This is a genomic window from Candidatus Dactylopiibacterium carminicum (genome assembly GCF_014736495.1).
Taxonomy (GTDB): domain Bacteria; phylum Pseudomonadota; class Gammaproteobacteria; order Burkholderiales; family Rhodocyclaceae; genus Uliginosibacterium; species Uliginosibacterium carminicum.
In genome coordinates, this window is the sequence record NZ_MDUX01000047.1 from 15,100 (window position 1) to 29,518 (window position 14,419).

At 65.5% G+C, this 14,419-nt stretch carries 15 protein-coding genes and 1 pseudogene; 8 read left to right on the top strand and 8 right to left on the bottom strand.

The window, feature by feature from the left end:
* Nucleotides 1-12: 12 nt before the first annotated feature.
* The 4 genes from BGI27_RS13065 to BGI27_RS13080 all read left to right on the top strand — a co-directional run bounded on the left by BGI27_RS13065 (nucleotide 13) and on the right by BGI27_RS13080 (nucleotide 3,181).
* Nucleotides 13-537, top strand: coding sequence for a M48 metallopeptidase family protein (locus tag BGI27_RS13065; protein WP_095525299.1), 525 nt, complete (start codon nucleotides 13-15; stop codon nucleotides 535-537).
* A 172-nt stretch (nucleotides 538-709) separates the two neighbouring features.
* Nucleotides 710-1,717, top strand: coding sequence for a methionine ABC transporter ATP-binding protein (locus BGI27_RS13070; RefSeq protein WP_095525300.1), 1,008 nt, complete (start codon nucleotides 710-712; stop codon nucleotides 1,715-1,717).
* Nucleotides 1,717-2,382 (top strand): methionine ABC transporter permease, encoded by a 666-nt coding sequence (locus tag BGI27_RS13075; RefSeq protein WP_095525301.1) that lies wholly within the window; start codon nucleotides 1,717-1,719, stop codon nucleotides 2,380-2,382. Before BGI27_RS13070 ends, BGI27_RS13075 begins: the two co-directional genes overlap by 1 nt.
* Nucleotides 2,383-2,410: 28 nt before the next feature.
* Nucleotides 2,411-3,181 (top strand): MetQ/NlpA family ABC transporter substrate-binding protein, encoded by a 771-nt coding sequence (locus BGI27_RS13080; RefSeq protein ID WP_095525302.1) that lies wholly within the window; start codon nucleotides 2,411-2,413, stop codon nucleotides 3,179-3,181.
* A gap of 42 nt (nucleotides 3,182-3,223) precedes the next feature.
* Here BGI27_RS13080 and BGI27_RS18905 read toward each other — a convergent pair whose 3' ends face one another.
* From BGI27_RS18905 to BGI27_RS13090, 3 genes and pseudogenes are all read right to left on the bottom strand, one after another.
* Nucleotides 3,224-3,565, bottom strand: a complete 342-nt coding sequence (locus BGI27_RS18905; protein WP_095525303.1) for a GGDEF domain-containing protein — start codon at nucleotides 3,563-3,565, stop codon at nucleotides 3,224-3,226.
* A pseudogene (locus BGI27_RS13085) lies at nucleotides 3,510-4,145 on the bottom strand (transporter substrate-binding domain-containing diguanylate cyclase); the annotation flags it as partial. The gene BGI27_RS18905 and the pseudogene BGI27_RS13085, both read right to left, overlap by 56 nt.
* A 38-nt stretch (nucleotides 4,146-4,183) precedes the next feature.
* Nucleotides 4,184-4,414, bottom strand: a complete 231-nt coding sequence (locus BGI27_RS13090; protein WP_170943047.1) for a transporter substrate-binding domain-containing protein — start codon at nucleotides 4,412-4,414, stop codon at nucleotides 4,184-4,186.
* A gap of 469 nt (nucleotides 4,415-4,883) precedes the next feature.
* Here BGI27_RS13090 and BGI27_RS13095 point away from each other — a divergent pair, with 469 nt between their 5' ends.
* Nucleotides 4,884-6,062 carry an acetylornithine transaminase gene (locus BGI27_RS13095; RefSeq protein ID WP_095525306.1) on the top strand — a complete coding sequence of 393 codons (1,179 nt, stop codon included), beginning with the start codon at nucleotides 4,884-4,886 and terminating at the stop codon, nucleotides 6,060-6,062.
* Between the two features lie 107 nt (nucleotides 6,063-6,169).
* On the opposite strand, the gene BGI27_RS13100 is transcribed toward BGI27_RS13095, so the two are convergent.
* From BGI27_RS13100 to BGI27_RS13110, 3 genes are all read right to left on the bottom strand, one after another.
* A complete protein-coding gene (locus tag BGI27_RS13100) occupies nucleotides 6,170-7,072 on the bottom strand; it encodes a TIGR01777 family oxidoreductase (protein ID WP_095525307.1) in 903 nt (300 codons plus the stop codon).
* A 26-nt stretch (nucleotides 7,073-7,098) separates the two neighbouring features.
* The gene (locus BGI27_RS13105; RefSeq protein WP_095525308.1) at nucleotides 7,099-8,241 is read right to left on the bottom strand and encodes a PQQ-dependent sugar dehydrogenase; all 1,143 of its coding nucleotides are present in this window, start codon (nucleotides 8,239-8,241) and stop codon (nucleotides 7,099-7,101) included.
* A 123-nt stretch (nucleotides 8,242-8,364) separates the two neighbouring features.
* Nucleotides 8,365-9,654: an MFS transporter gene (locus tag BGI27_RS13110; protein WP_095525309.1), complete on the bottom strand. Its 1,290-nt coding sequence runs from the start codon at nucleotides 9,652-9,654 to the stop codon at nucleotides 8,365-8,367.
* Between the two features lie 154 nt (nucleotides 9,655-9,808).
* Between BGI27_RS13110 and BGI27_RS13115 the strand changes: the two genes are divergently transcribed.
* On the top strand, nucleotides 9,809-10,432 hold the full coding sequence (locus BGI27_RS13115) for a TetR/AcrR family transcriptional regulator (protein ID WP_095525310.1): 624 nt from the start codon (nucleotides 9,809-9,811) through the stop codon (nucleotides 10,430-10,432).
* 221 nt (nucleotides 10,433-10,653) lie between these two features.
* Here BGI27_RS13115 and BGI27_RS13120 read toward each other — a convergent pair whose 3' ends face one another.
* Nucleotides 10,654-12,078, bottom strand: a complete 1,425-nt coding sequence (locus tag BGI27_RS13120) for a metallophosphoesterase family protein (RefSeq protein ID WP_095525311.1) — start codon at nucleotides 12,076-12,078, stop codon at nucleotides 10,654-10,656.
* A gap of 109 nt (nucleotides 12,079-12,187) precedes the next feature.
* On the bottom strand, nucleotides 12,188-12,940 hold the full coding sequence (locus BGI27_RS13125) for a sulfite exporter TauE/SafE family protein (RefSeq protein WP_095525312.1): 753 nt from the start codon (nucleotides 12,938-12,940) through the stop codon (nucleotides 12,188-12,190).
* Between the two features lie 185 nt (nucleotides 12,941-13,125).
* Here BGI27_RS13125 and BGI27_RS13130 point away from each other — a divergent pair, with 185 nt between their 5' ends.
* Nucleotides 13,126-13,473 (top strand): hypothetical protein, encoded by a 348-nt coding sequence (locus BGI27_RS13130; protein WP_095525313.1) that lies wholly within the window; start codon nucleotides 13,126-13,128, stop codon nucleotides 13,471-13,473.
* Between the two features lie 59 nt (nucleotides 13,474-13,532).
* The gene (locus BGI27_RS13135) at nucleotides 13,533-14,369 is read left to right on the top strand and encodes an AraC family transcriptional regulator (RefSeq protein ID WP_095525314.1); all 837 of its coding nucleotides are present in this window, start codon (nucleotides 13,533-13,535) and stop codon (nucleotides 14,367-14,369) included.
* Nucleotides 14,370-14,419: the final 50 nt, after the last annotated feature.

Below are 14,419 nucleotides of genomic sequence, written 5' to 3' on the forward strand. Positions count from 1 at the left end.
TACAATCCGCCCATGTCAGCAAGCACCGAACCCCGTACGAACTATCTCGCCGCTTACCCGGAGCAGCTCGTCGCCCAGGTACGCCAGCTGATCGCCGACGGCAAGCTCGGCGCCCTGCTGCTGCGCCGCTACCCGCAGGCCCACACCGTGCGCAACGAACGCGCGCTGCAGGATTACGTGACCGCGCTGAAGAATCGCCACCTGAAGAGCGCGCCGCCGCTGGCCCACATCGGCTACGACAACCATCTGCATGTGCTGCGCAACGCGCTGGGCACCCATACCGCCATCTCGCGGGTCCAGGGCTCGCGCCTCAAGGCCAAGCGCGAGCTGCGAATCGCCAGCCTATTCCGCGTGGGGCCGGAAGAATTCCTGCGCATGATCGTGGTACACGAACTGGCGCATCTCAAGGAACGCGAACACGGCAAGGCCTTCTACCAGCTCTGCTGCCACATGGAGCCGGCCTATCATCAGTACGAATTCGATCTGCGCGCCTACCTCTGCTGGCTGGATGCCGGCGGAGCACCGCCATGGTGCTGAAACGGCTCTGAATACCCGGCCGGCACCAGGGCGCGACCCCGCCTTATTCCGGCCGCTGCGCTGCTTATGGGGAACGCGTCTGCGGCATCCCTTCACCCTCCGGGTGCCCACGGGTAAACTGGCGCCCCGCACCCATCCGGTGCGATCAGAACAACCCATAAGGTTTCCCCACGTGATCGACTTCCATCAGGTCCACAAGGCCTACCACGTCAACGGCCAGGCCATCGCCGCCCTGCAGCCGTGCGACCTGCACATTGCACGAGGCGAGGTGTTCGGCATCATCGGCCATTCCGGCGCCGGCAAAAGCACCCTGCTGCGTCTGATCAACCGCCTGGAGGCAGCCTCTGGCGGGCGCATCGTGGTCGATGGCGAAGACGTGACGGCACTGGATGCGGACGGCCTGCGCAGCTTCCGCCGGCGGGTCGGCATGATCTTCCAGCATTTCAACCTGCTGGCCTCGAAAACCGTCGCCGACAACGTGGCCCTGCCGTTGAAACTCGCCGGCGAACTGGATGCTTCTCAAATAGATCAGCGTGTCGCCGCGCTGCTGGCGCGCGTCGGCCTCACCGATCAGGCTCGCAAGTATCCGGCCCAGCTCTCCGGCGGACAGAAGCAGCGCGTGGGCATCGCGCGCGCACTGGCCACCGAACCGAAGATCCTGCTCTGCGACGAAGCCACCAGCGCGCTGGACCCGCAGACCACGGCCTCGGTGCTGGCACTGCTGGCCCAGCTCAACCGCGAGCTGGATCTCACCGTCGTGCTGATCACCCATGAGATGGACGTGATCCGCCGCGTCTGCGACCGCGTGGCGGTGATGGATGCCGGCGTGATCGTGGAGCAAGGTGCGGTGGCCGATGTCTTCCTGCATCCGCAACACATCACCACACGCCGTTTCGTGCAGGAAGCCGAACAGGTCGACGAGGATGCACAGCGTGACGATTTCGCCCACGTGCCCGGCCGCATCCTGCGCCTGACCTTCCGTGGCGCATCCACCTACGCGCCGCTGCTGGGCAGCGTGGCACGCGAGACGGGCGCGGACTTCAGCATCCTCGCCGGCCGTATCGACCACATCAAGGATTCGCCTTACGGCCAGCTCACCCTGGCGCTGACCGGTGGCAACACCGATGCCGCGATCGCGCGCTTCGCCTCGGCCGACGTACATCTAGAGGTGATGCGTTGATGGGTGCCCTTTTCCCCAATGTCGACTGGCCCGAAATCGGGCTGGCCAGCCTCGATACGCTGAGCATGCTCGGCGGCTCCCTGCTGTTCACCGTGATCCTCGGCCTGCCGCTGGGCGTGCTGCTGTTCCTCGCCAGTCCCCGCCAGTTGCTGGAGCAGCGCGCGCTGTACGGCACGCTGTCACTGGTGGTGAACATCTTGCGCTCGGTGCCCTTCGTGATCCTGCTGATCCTGATGATCCCGGTGACCGTACTGATCACCGGCACCTCGCTGGGCGTAGCCGGCGCGATTCCACCATTGGTGGTCGGTGCCACGCCCTTCTTCGCACGCCTGGTGGAAACCGCGCTGCGCGAAGTGGACCGCGGCATCATCGAGGCGATCCAGGCGATGGGTGCCTCCACGCGCCAGATCGTGTTCCACGCGCTGCTGCCCGAAGCTTTGCCCGGCATCCTCGCCGCCATCACCGTCACCGCGATCACGTTGGTTTCCTACACCGCGATGTCCGGTCTGATCGGCGGCGGCGGCCTGGGCGACCTGGCTGTGCGCTATGGCTACCAACGCTATCAGCCCGACGTGATGCTGATCACCGTGGCCCTGCTGCTGGTGCTGGTGCAAGTCCTGCAGACCGCCGGCGACTGGCTGGTGCTGCGTTTCTCCCGCAAATGACCTTCTTTCATCCCCTACGGAGCCTTCCATGAAAAAGCTGCTCGTCACACTCGCCGCCGGTCTGGCCTTTTCCGCCCAGGCCCAGACCCTCAACGTGGCCGCTACCGCCGTGCCCCACGCCGAGATCCTCGAATTCGTCAAACCCGCCCTGGCCAAACAGGGCATCGAGCTGAACGTGCGTGTCTTCACCGACTACGTGCAGCCCAACGTGCAGGTCGCCGAAAAGCGCCTGGATGCCAACTTCTTCCAGCACCAGCCCTACCTCGACGAATTCAACAAGAGCCGCGGCACCCAGCTGGTAACCGTGGCCGGCGTGCACGTCGAGCCTTTCGGCGCCTACTCGAAGAAGGTGAAGTCGCTGGCCGCACTGCCCAAGGGCGCCAACGTGGTGATCCCCAATGACGCCACCAACGGCGGCCGCGCCCTGCTGCTGCTGCAGAAGGCCGGGCTGATCACCCTGAAGGATGCGAAGAACATCCTCGCCACGCCACGTGACATCGCCAGCAACCCCAAGGGCATCAAGGTGCGCGAGCTGGAAGCCGCCACGCTGCCGCGCGTGCTCGACCAGGTCGACCTGGCGCTCATCAACACCAACTACGCGCTGGAAGCCGGCCTGAACCCGGTGCGCGATGCGCTGGCCATCGAAGGCAGCGACTCGCCCTACGTGAACATCCTCGTCGCCCGCCCGGACAACAAGGACAGCGCCGCGATCCAGAAGCTGGCCGCCGCGCTGAAGAGCCCGGAAGTGAAGACCTTCCTGCAACAGAAGTACCAGGGCGCCGTCGTCCCGGCCTTCTGATCGCCTGGCACCATCGGCCCGCTCCGTGCGGGCCGGCTACTCTCAGGGCGCGACGCAGACGCGATCACGCCCTGATCGTTTTGCACGATAGAGCGCCTCATCGGCGCGTTGCAGCAAGCTGTCCGGCGTGTCATCCGGCCGCAGCTCGGCCACCCCGGCGCTCAGGCTGAGCCGGTGCCCGAGACCGAAATCCCGGCCGCCGACGGCATCGCGGATACGTTCGGCACCAATCTCCGCCTGCGACAATCCGGTCTGCGGGCACAGCACCAGGAACTCCTCTCCACCCCAGCGCCCCACGCTGTCGCTCTGCCGCGTGCGCTCGCGCAATAATCCCCGCGAGCGCCACCAGCACCCGATCGCCAGCCAGATGCCCGTGCTCATCATTGACCTGCTTGAAGTGATCGAGATCGAGCATGATGACGCTCAGGGGATGGCCGTGCCGGCGGGCGGCGGCTGCCGCCTCTTCCAGACGCTGGTTCAGGGCCAGCCGGTTGCCCAATCCGGTCAGTACATCGGTGAGTGATTGCTGCTGCAGACGCGCGTTGGCGCGCCGCAGGCGCTGTATCCAGTACAGGTTGGTGCCCAGCACCAGCAGGAAGACCACCCCCACCTGCAGCAGCAGACGATAGTCCGCCGCCTCTTCGATGCGGATCGGCACATGACGATTGACGATACGCGCCACCTCGTCCGCCTCCAGTGTCGCCACGCCACGATCCAGCCGGTCGCGCAGGGCTTCGTGCCCGCGCACCACACCGATACGCATCGCATTGGCATAGGCCGGCAGGCGTCCGGCGATCTTCAGGTTGAACCAACCCTCCATGCGGATGGTACTGGCCGCCACGGTGAGAGACCTCAACGTCATGTCCGCCCCACCGGCCTCCACCATCGTCAATGCCTGGGTTTCGGTATCGGTCAGCAGCACCGTCAAGTGCGGATAGTCATGCCGGATACGCTCCTCGACCATGGTGCCACGCGGCAGCGCGAGGCTTCCAGGCTCTCCTCTCAGCTGGCCGTGGGCACGAGCTCCAGCTTCACTTCCGCACGACGGGCCACCAGCTGCAGCAGATCGGCAGCGATTCCCTGATGCCGTCCCTCCGGCGTGATCACCTCGAACGGCGCCCAGTCCGGATCCACGCAGAATCTGGCGGAAAGCACTTCACCCTGCCAGGCCAGAGGCAGCATCAGCAAGAAGACCGGCAGCAACGCGCGAGACAGGGTACGAAGTATTGACATGGATACCAGCCGATCACGAAATACTTTTCGCATGAAACCTTGAAAGGCATTCACTCCCGCCAGTATGGCAAGCGTACCGGGCACGAAGCCATCGCGGGCTACATTCAAACGCAGCCTAACAGGCCACCAGCCTGGGATACAGCCTATCCCATCCCCCACTTGACACTTCGGCCTGGCCACACCCATCATCACCCGATGCTCAACGCGCTTCCTGCCTCTCTCCGACGTAACCGCCCTGCCCGCCGACCCGGCAGGCCGTGGCACGTGCGTGCGGAAAACGCAGGGAAACCAGCCATCTCAGGCTGAGCAACAACTCCCCGATTTCCCGCAACGGGCCACGGTTTCCACCGTGGCCCGTTTTTTTTGTCGCCGGGCCGTCCCAAGACAAAAAAGCCCCCTTGGGGCAGTGGCCCCGCGTAGCGGGAAAGCGTGGGGGTCTTTTTTGCCCTTGCTCTCGAAAGGATCTGCCATGACCAGCCCACTCCCTCCCAATGCATTGATGCCGATCACCCCACGCCCCGATCTCGTCTTCGTGCGTGGCGAAGGCGCCTGGCTGTTCGATGCCGAGGGGCGAAGCTATCTGGACTGGGTACAGGGCTGGGCCGTGAATGCGCTGGGCCACTCACCCAGAGCGCTGGTGGCAGCGCTGACGGAGCAGGCCGCTCAGCTGATCAACCCCAGCCCGAGTTTCTATAATCAACCCGCGCTGGCGCTGGCCGGTTGGCTCACCCAGCACTCTCGTTTCGACCAGGTCTTCTTCACCAGCTCGGGCGCCGAAGCCAACGAAGGCGCCATCAAGCTCGCGCGCAAATGGGGGCAACTGCACAAGCACGGCGCCCACGAAATCATCACCTTCCAGGACAGCTTCCACGGCCGCACGCTGGCCACCATGGCAGCCACCGGCAAAGCCGGCTGGGACACGCTTTTCGCCCCCGCAGTACCGGGCTTCGTCAAGGCCCGCTACAACGACGCGAATTCCGTACGCGCACTGATCGGCCCGCAAACCGCGGCGGTGATACTGGAACCGATCCAGGGCGAAGCCGGCGTAATCCCCGCCACGCCCGCATTCCTGCAGACGCTGCGCACCCTGTGCGACGAGCACGGACTGCTGTTGATCGCCGATGAGGTACAGACCGGCTGCGGCCGTACCGGTGTGCTGTTCGCCCACGAACTGCACGGCATGCAGCCGGACATCATGACGCTGGGCAAGGACATCGGTGGCGGCGTGCCGCTGGCTGCACTGCTGGCGCGTGCAGATGTCTGCTGCTTTGCCCCTGGCGACCAGGGTGGCACCTATTGCGGCAATCCGCTGATGTGCGCCGCTGGCCTGGCGGTGATGCGGACGCTCGGTGAGCCGGCCTTCCTCGCGCAGGTACGGCAGACCAGCGAACTGTTCCGCCAGAGTCTGCAAACGATCAGCGCACGCTTCGGGCTGGGAGAAGTACGGGGAGAAGGCCTGTTGCTGGCACTGGCACTGGAGCGCAACATCGGCGCGCAACTCGTGCAAGGAGCGCGCGAACACGGTCTGCTGCTCAACAGCCCGCGCCCGGCACTGTTGCGCTTCATGCCGGCGCTGAACACCACGCCGGAAGAAATCGCACTGGGCATGGAACGACTTGGCGACGTACTGGCGGAATGCCTGGCCTGACGGCCTTCAGCGCCGGCCCCGGCAGGCGTCTGGACCGGTCAGCCCGGTCCGGTGATCGGCACAAGCGCCCGGGCCGGGCTGACAAATCGGTCTTCCGGCCGGAGAGATCAATCCAGGCTCGCCCGCAATGCTTCTTCCACTGTTTCGTGCTGGAACACGAAGCCCTCGCCCAGCAAACGCTCGGGCAATACCCGCTGCCCGCCCAGCAACAGATAGGCTCGCTGGCCGAGCATCAGCCGCAAGGCACAGGAAGGCGCAGCCAGAAACGCGGGCCGTTTCAGGGCGGCCGCCAGCGTGCGCGTGAAATCGGCGTTGCGCACCGGCTGCGGCGCGCACAGGTTGTAAGGGCCGCGCGCGCTCGTACTGTCGAGCAGATGGAGCACGCCGGCAACCCAGTCTGTCAGCTGGATCCAGCTCATCCACTGGCGGCCGTCCCCCAGACGCATACCCAGCCCCATGGCAAAGGCCGGACGCATGCGTGCCAGCAATCTCCCTTCGTGTGCCAGCACCAGCCCCGTGCGCAGCAGGCAGACGCGCGTCCCCAATGCTTCAGCACCCAGCGCCGCCGCTTCCCAGGCGTCACAAAGGCGCGCGCCGAAATCCTGCGCGGGCTGTGCTGGCCCATCCTCGGCACAGATCAGCTCGCCGCAGTCCCCATAGATGCCGACGGCCGAACCACTAAGCAATACCGCCGGCAAGACCTCGGCCCTCGCCATCACGGCAACCAGCGCCTGCGTCAGCTCGACGCGGCTGCCCCACAGTTGCCGCTTGCGCGCCTCGCTCCAGGCATGATCGACGATGGGGGCTCCGGCAAGATTGATCACCGCATCGAAACGCCGCGCCGGCGTCCACTCCGACAGATCGCCGATACCGCGCACGCCTTTGCCGCACAGGCGGGGCACGCGCAGCGGATGCCGGCTCAGCACTGTCACATCGTCGCCACGGGCCTGCAAGGCCTTGCACAAGGCCCGACCCAGCAGACCGGTACCTCCCGTGATGAGGATTTCCATACCCGGACCTCCATCAGCCAGATGCGTCAATCAATCCGCAAGCTCAGGCGCAGGATCTGCCCGCGCGATTCGTCGGTGGCGAGATATAGCCAGCCATCCGGCCCCACGCGCACATCACGCACCCGCTTGCCGACGGGAATCCGCTCGACGCCAGTGATGCGCGTGCCCTCGCGGGAGAACCGATGCACGGCCTCGTCCTTGAGTGCCGCCACGAAAAGGTTGCCGCGCCAGGCCGGCACCTGGTCCGCCGTGTAGAACGCGAAATTGCCGGGCGCGATGGATGGATCCCAGTAGCACAGTGGCTGCTCCAGGCCGGCACGTTCGCGCCCTTCACCGATGCGCGTGCCGGTGTAATTCACGCCGTAGGCAATCACTGGCCAGCCATAGTTGCGCCCTGCGGCCAAAAGGTTGATCTCGTCACCACCACGCGCGCCATGCTCGATCAGCCACAGGGCGCCGGAAGACGGCTCCAGCGCCATGCCCTGCGGGTTGCGATGGCCCAGCGTCCAGATCTCGGGCAGCCAGGCCGGATCACGCGCGAAGGGGTTATCCGCCGGAACCCCACCTTCGGGCGTCAAGCGCACCACTTTGCCCAGACTCTGGCGCGGATCCTGAGCCGGATCGAATTTCTGCCGCTCGCCCAGCGCGGCGTACAGCATGCCGTCCCGGCCGAACACCAGTCGTGCGCCGAAGTGGCCGTTACCACTGACCTTGGGTGTCTGCCGGTAAATCACCCGCACTTCTTCCAGGCGCAGCCTGTCGGCCGCCAGCCTCGCCCGTGCGATGGCCGTGCCCGCGCCGCCCTCGCCAGCCTCCGCGTAGGCGAAATAGACCAGGTTGTTACGGGCGAAGTCCGGATGCAGCGCCACATCCAGCAGCCCGCCCTGCCCGCGCGCCTGCACCGCCGGCACGCCATCCAGGGGTGCCGAGACCTTGCCCTGTGCATCGATCAGGCGAAAACGCCCGGGCCGCTCGCTGACCAGCATGCGGCCATCCGGCAGGAAGACGAAGGCCCAGGGGTTTTCCAGCCCGCTGGCAAACTCACTGAGCTGGGTACGCCCCGGTGCGGGCACCAGCGCGGCGGCATCGCAGACTGGCGCCGCCGCCTGCGCCGGAATGGCGAGGGCAAGAAGTACGGTGGAAAACAACGCGGGGGCAATGCGCGGCATGAGGGCTCTCCTGTCGTGATCGGGGCGTGCGGCACCGCAGGCGGCAATCTGGCGTCGCCGGCACTACGGCTTGCGGCATTTGGAGTCAGCCTAGTGCGCTTGGTTCGCCCGTGCCGGCAGCGCTCAGCCAGCCGGCGCCAGACGGCCCTGCCGGTTGATCCGCAGCACCATGACGGCGGCAAGCAGACACAGTACGCCGCTGAACATCGTCGCCAGGGTGTAGGTGCCCAGATTGGCGCGCAGCACACCGCCCAGCAAGGCGGAGAAGGCCGCGCCGAGCTGATGGCCGGTCACGATCCAGCCGAACACGATGGGCGCATCGCGACTGCCGAATACGTCGGTGGTCAGACGTACGGTTGGCGGCACGGTGGCGATCCAGTCCAGCCCGTAAAACACGGCGAATACCGGCAGGCCGAAGTAGCCGAGGCCGAAGGCAGCCGGCAGGTAGAGCAGCGCCAGCCCACGCAGGCCGTAGTACCAGAACAGCAGCACGCGGTTGTTGAAGCGATCAGAGAGCCAGCCCGACGCCGTGGTGCCGACCAAATCCAGCGCACCCATGGCGGCCAGTACCGAGGCGCCCTTGACCGGATCCAGACCGTAATCGCCGCACATGGCGATGAAGTGGGTGCCGATGTAACCGTTGGTGGTTGCCCCGCAGACGAAGAAGCTGAAGAACAGCAGCCAGAAATCGCGCTCCTTCACCGCACGCCCCAGCACGCTGAACGCCAGCGCTACCGGATTGCGCCGCGCCTCCACCGGTGCCGGCGGCGTTCCCTCCGGCTCGCCGTATAGCGCCAGCCCGACCTGCGCCGGACGCTCCGGCAGCAACAGGAAGACGAAGGGAATCGCCACCGCGATGGCGGCAGCCACGCTCAGCACCACCGGGCGCCAGCCACTGCTTTCCACCAGGCTGGCCAGAAAGGGCAGGAATACCAGCTGGCCCGTGGCCGAACTGGCCGTCAGGAGCCCCATGGCGAGCCCCCGCCGCGTCTTGAACCAGCGGTTCACCACGGTGGCACCGAAAGTCATCGCAGTAACGCCGGTGGCGCTGCCCACCAGCACACCCCACAGCAGGGACATCTGCCAGCGCTGCTGCATCCAGTTCGACAGCGCCACGGCCACCGCCAGCACGAACAGCGCGACCAGTACCGTACGACGCAGCCCGAAGCGTTCCATCGCCGCCGCCGCGAACGGCCCCACCAGCCCGAACAGCGCAAGATTGATCGACAACGCCAGCGAGATGCTGATGCGATCCCAGCCCAGCGACTCCTCCAGCGCCACCATCATCACGCTGGGTGTGGCTCGTGTTCCCGCCGTGATCAGCATGATCAGAAAGGCCAGCGCCACGGCGACCCAGGCATAGTGGAAATGCGCGCCGAGCCGTCGCTGGGCCCAATGGGTGACTGCCTGCATGTTGAAAACGCTCCTGCCAGGAATCCACCAGCCCGGCATGGATGCCTGACGGGGAAAGGATCATGAATGAATGTGTGACTGATCGGTCACACCATTTGCGATCCTATGTACCGAGCGGTAACATGTCAAGCAGGATACAGACAAGGAGACACGGATGACCCAGACGGAAACCGGGTCCAGAACACGCCGCCGCCCGACGACGCACGCGCTGGACGCACAGACGCAGATCCTGGAGGCCGCCGACACCCTCTTCTATCGCGAGGGTGCCAGGGCCGTGGGTGTGGATGCCGTGGTGAAGCTTGCGGGGCTCAACAAGATGAGCCTGTACCGCCAGTTCGAATCAAAGGACGCATTGCTGCTGCATTACCTGGAGCGCCGCGCCCAGCGCTTCTGGGGCTACTTCGAGGCCAGCGTGGCCCGGCACCCTGGCCAGCCGCGCGAACAACTGCTGCAGTTCTTCCGCGATCTGGCGACGCGCGCGACCCACCCCAGCTACCGGGGCTGCCCTTTCGTGAACATCGCTGCGGAGTTCCCGGACCCAACACATCCCGCGCGCCTGGCGGTTGCCACCAACAAGACCCAGCTCATGGAACGCCTGCGGGCACTGGCGCGTGAGGCAGACTCCCCGGCACCGGAACGCCTTGCCAGCGGTCTGGCCCTGCTGATCGAGGGCACCTACGCAGCCAGCCAGACCTACCCTCCCGGCCATCCTGTCGTCATGGCAGCCGTCGATACGGCCCGGACCCTGCTGGATGCGCTGGCCCCCGGTACGGCCTGATGGGTTTCACCGCACGGCCCGCCAGATAAAAAGCGCCTCTAAAAGGAGCAATGCCGTTCACTTAAGCCCCGATCCTTGCGGGTCGGCGTCATCCCGGCGCAAGCCGGGATCCAGAGGGGCCCGAAAACACTGGATTCCGGCTTGCGCCGGAATGACGACATTGTCTTAACTGAACAGTATTACCTCTAAAAGAAGGCGCTGCGGGCTGTATTCCCCTCCGCTCAGAGCGTCAGGCTGAGTGTGTTGTCCGCCGGCGCGGCGTCATTCCACAGGCTCAGCACCATCTGCCCGATCAGGGCGGTATTGGCATCGGTACTGCCTGCCATGGCCTGCAGCGTGGCCAGCGTGGTGGCATCCGTCAGGGCTTCATCGCCTGCGTAGTGAGCGACCATCGCCGGCACGATCAGCGGCAACACCTGCGCCACGGCTGCCGATGGCAAGCTGTAGGGCGCTGCCTGCAACATTCCGCTGACCAGCGTTTTCAGGCCGGTGCTCAGGTACTCCTGCGCATACGCCTGGAAATCAGCACCGTTCACATAATCCGAGGCGCTGTTGGTGACGGTGATGTCATCCACCACGGAAGTGGCGATGCTCAAGGTGCCGGCAACGGTATCCAGTGAGCATAGGCGGTACGGGCAGGGCGCCGTCACCGTGGAGCCGGTTTCCACATCGTGGATCGTCTTGCCATCGTAGGTGGCCCGCACCAGGTCGTTGGCATGGAAGTGGCCGGTGAACATCACGCCCAGCCCTGCTGCGGCCAAGGCGGCGGCAACGGCGGCACGATCGTCCACCAGATACTCCGGAAACAGCAGGGATTGCCCGGCGAAGTGCTCGATCAGGCCGTGGTGCATCATGCCCATCACCTGCTTGCCCTGGGCTCGGGCTTCGGCCAGCTTGCCGGTGAGCCAGGCCAGCGTGGCGCTGCCGATCGCCCCCGAGGTGACCGGATGACCCAGGCTGAGGTTGTCGGCGTACTTGCAGGAATCGATGGCGAACAGCCACAGCCCTTCCGTCGGTTCGACGATGTAACTCAGCGAATCCGGATCGGTATGAATCGCTGTGCCATAGCCGCAATCGGCATAGAGGCTGCGGAATTCGGCCGGGCTGACCTGCGCCACGGCAGTGGTCGTGCTGCCGAAGCCCTTGGCGTCCGGATTGTTGACGTCGTGATTGCCGGGGATCACGTAGACCGGTTTGCCGAAGTCCTTCAGGTAGGCCGCGAGCAACTCGTGATTCACGCGCTCGTCATCCTTGGTGAGGTCGCCAGTGATCAGCAGGAAATCCACATCCTGCGTGGCGATATCGTCCATCGCGGCGGCGAAGATCGGCACACTTTCCTTGATCATCTTGCGGTCCAGCGTCAGATAGGCAGCCAGATCCGCGTTGCTGCCCAGCGCGTCGATGTCATACAGATGGATGTCGCTCAGCACCGCGAATTTCGCCGTGCTCTTCGCACTGCTGCTGGCGCTGCTTGAACTGCTTGAGCTGCCGCCGCCCGGCGTGGTGGCCTCATCCCCGTCGGAGCCGCCACCGCAGGCGGCCAGCAGTGGCGGCAGGCTGAGTACCGTCGCCGCCAGCAACGTACGTTTGATGAATGTGCGACGCGCGCTCTGCTGTGCGTCGGTTTCCGGTTTTCTTGCCGTCATGCGCTCACCTCGTGGTCTGTCCGAACGGAAGCCACGATTGGACTTGGCAGACATGACAGCCGCGTTTCACGCCACGCGACTTATGAGCTGCGTCAACGGCCGACGGCACTCACCCGATCAAACCATCCCACAGCAGCTTCAGGCCTGAGAGCCCCAGCGCCGCCGTCGCGATCAGATAGAACGGCCGCTCGGGAATGTGGCGCAGCAGGCGGATACCCAGCCAGACGCCCACCGGCACCAGCGGCAGCAATATCGCGGACATGGTCAGCGTCGGTACGGAAAACAGATCCAGGCCGATGTAGAAAGGCAGCTTGGCCAGATTGATGACGGTGAAGAAGAACACCATCGTCGCCACGAAAGTTTCGCGCGGCTGTTTCCAGCTCAGCAGGTAGATCATCACCGGCGGGCCGCCGGCATGCGCCAGCGTGCTGGTGAAGCCCGAACCGGCACCGCAAAGCCAGCCGAACCAGCGCGGTGGCCGTGCATCCGCGCTTTGATCCTTGCCCTTGCGCAGCACGCGATCCAGCGCGAACCCCACCGCAATCAGGCCGATGGCCAGTTTCACCGCACGATCCGGCAGAATGCCGAAGACCAGGGTGCCGCCGATGATGCCCAGCAACGCCCCCGGAATCAGGATCTTCAGTTCGCGCCAGTCCGCCTTGCCCCGCCAGGCACGAAGACCGGCGAAATCCATGGCGATCAGGATCGGCAGCATGACTGCCGCCGCGTCGCGCGGCGAAATCCACATCGTCAGGAAAGGCACCGCCAGCCCGCTCAAGGCTCCGCCGAAACCCGACTTCGAAATCCCCGTGAGCAGCACCGCCAGCGCTGCCACGATCCAGCCCGTCACATCCAGGTTCATCTGCAATCCTCCGGTACAAAGGGTAGCGCAGCGGCTCACGGCGGAGCCTGCATTTGTGCGGATATCGCGTATACATCCAGGCACTTGTAAATAAATTCAAAGATCCGCCAGGCTGTCTAAAACAATCCGCCTCCCCTCCGATAAACCTGCTACAGCTGCACCATGCACAAGAAGGGAGGTAGAAGATGATCATCGGCCAGACGAACGACCCCGTCGCCCAAGCGGCCCCCGTCAAAGCGCCTCCGGCAGCCACGCCCCCGGCTGCGGACGGCAGCACGGCCGCTGCGGACAGCGCCAGCATCAACGTCTCCGATTCGGCCCGCCTGATGGCCCGCGCCGATGACAGCACCACGCTGCCCGCCGCCACCGGGGAAGGCAACACGGAAGAAGGTCCGGTGGAATCCTTCGTATATGGCGCATTGGGGCTGGACCGGCCCAGCGAGCAGCAGAAATCCGAAAACGGCTACTACTCCGCCGGAAAATGGCTGGCCGCCGCCGCCACGGTCGGCACCATCGTGTCACTGCTGGTCTGAATCCCGAACGCACAAACGTTCCAGCACCGTTCGCGACTTCTGCCTAGAATTCCGGCGCAATGGCGAGCGAAAACTGGATTCATCATGCGCGGGATGCCGAAACCGGCCTGGAAAGCCTGCGCGCCCATTTCAAGGGCCACGCCTACGATCCGCACTGGCACGACAGTTACCTTGTCGGCGTCACCGAGCAGGGCGTGCAGCAGTTCAACTGCCGGCGCGCGCGCTTCCACAGCCAGCCAGGCCACGTCTTCACGCTCAACCCGGGCGAAATCCATGACGGCGACGCGCCGCACCCGGAAGGCTTCACCTACTCCTGCTTCTATCTGGACCCGGCCTGGCTGCGGCGCGAGCTCTGCGTGCTCAGTGACGACGCCCGCACAGGAGAGCCTCTGTTCGCCGAAACGCTGACGCAGGATCTGGCGCTCGGCCGGGCATTCGTCGAAGCCTTCGGCGCCTGGTCCGGCCAGGAACTGCGCATCGTGCGCCAAGCCATGCTCGACCAGTTGCTCGCCCGCATGGCGCCCCATCTGCACTGGGCGGCCCGGCCGGATCCCGATCCGCGCCTGCCTCGCGTGGCACGCCTGGGGCGAGATTTCCTGCACGCCAACCTGACGCGGGACGTCGGGCTGGACGATCTGGCGGCAGCCTGCGGCGTCGACCGCTTTCGTCTCACACGTGCCTTCAAGGCAGCCTTCGGCCTCGCCCCGCACGCCTATCTGGTCCAGCTGCGGCTGGCCAGGGCGCGCCATCTGCTCGCCCAGGGACAGACGCCAGCAATGGTTGCCTCCACGCTCGGCTTCGCCGACCAGAGCCACCTCGGCCGCTGGTTCCGCCGCGCCTTCGGCCTCACGCCGGCACAGTACGCCCGGCGCAGCCCAGGCATGCCGCAGCGCTAGGGCGTGTTCACAGTAGCCAGATATAGGCGCATGCGAGATGCAAGAAGGCG

What these genes read in the sequence shown, in the direction of transcription:
- BGI27_RS13065 (WP_095525299.1), top strand. Translation starts at nt 13, where the DNA reads ATGTCAGCAAGCACCGAACCCCGTACGAACTATCTCGCCGCTTACCCG.
- BGI27_RS13075 (WP_095525301.1), top strand. Translation starts at nt 1,717, where the DNA reads ATGGGTGCCCTTTTCCCCAATGTCGACTGGCCCGAAATCGGGCTGGCC.
- BGI27_RS13080 (WP_095525302.1), top strand. Translation starts at nt 2,411, where the DNA reads ATGAAAAAGCTGCTCGTCACACTCGCCGCCGGTCTGGCCTTTTCCGCC.
- BGI27_RS18905 (WP_095525303.1), bottom strand. Translation starts at nt 3,565, where the DNA reads ATGATGAGCACGGGCATCTGGCTGGCGATCGGGTGCTGGTGGCGCTCG.
- BGI27_RS13090 (WP_170943047.1), bottom strand. Translation starts at nt 4,414, where the DNA reads ATGTCAATACTTCGTACCCTGTCTCGCGCGTTGCTGCCGGTCTTCTTG.
- BGI27_RS13095 (WP_095525306.1), top strand. Translation starts at nt 4,884, where the DNA reads ATGACCAGCCCACTCCCTCCCAATGCATTGATGCCGATCACCCCACGC.
- BGI27_RS13100 (WP_095525307.1), bottom strand. Translation starts at nt 7,072, where the DNA reads ATGGAAATCCTCATCACGGGAGGTACCGGTCTGCTGGGTCGGGCCTTG.
- BGI27_RS13105 (WP_095525308.1), bottom strand. Translation starts at nt 8,241, where the DNA reads ATGCCGCGCATTGCCCCCGCGTTGTTTTCCACCGTACTTCTTGCCCTC.
- BGI27_RS13110 (WP_095525309.1), bottom strand. Translation starts at nt 9,654, where the DNA reads ATGCAGGCAGTCACCCATTGGGCCCAGCGACGGCTCGGCGCGCATTTC.
- BGI27_RS13115 (WP_095525310.1), top strand. Translation starts at nt 9,809, where the DNA reads ATGACCCAGACGGAAACCGGGTCCAGAACACGCCGCCGCCCGACGACG.
- BGI27_RS13120 (WP_095525311.1), bottom strand. Translation starts at nt 12,078, where the DNA reads ATGACGGCAAGAAAACCGGAAACCGACGCACAGCAGAGCGCGCGTCGC.
- BGI27_RS13125 (WP_095525312.1), bottom strand. Translation starts at nt 12,940, where the DNA reads ATGAACCTGGATGTGACGGGCTGGATCGTGGCAGCGCTGGCGGTGCTG.
- BGI27_RS13130 (WP_095525313.1), top strand. Translation starts at nt 13,126, where the DNA reads ATGATCATCGGCCAGACGAACGACCCCGTCGCCCAAGCGGCCCCCGTC.
- BGI27_RS13135 (WP_095525314.1), top strand. Translation starts at nt 13,533, where the DNA reads ATGGCGAGCGAAAACTGGATTCATCATGCGCGGGATGCCGAAACCGGC.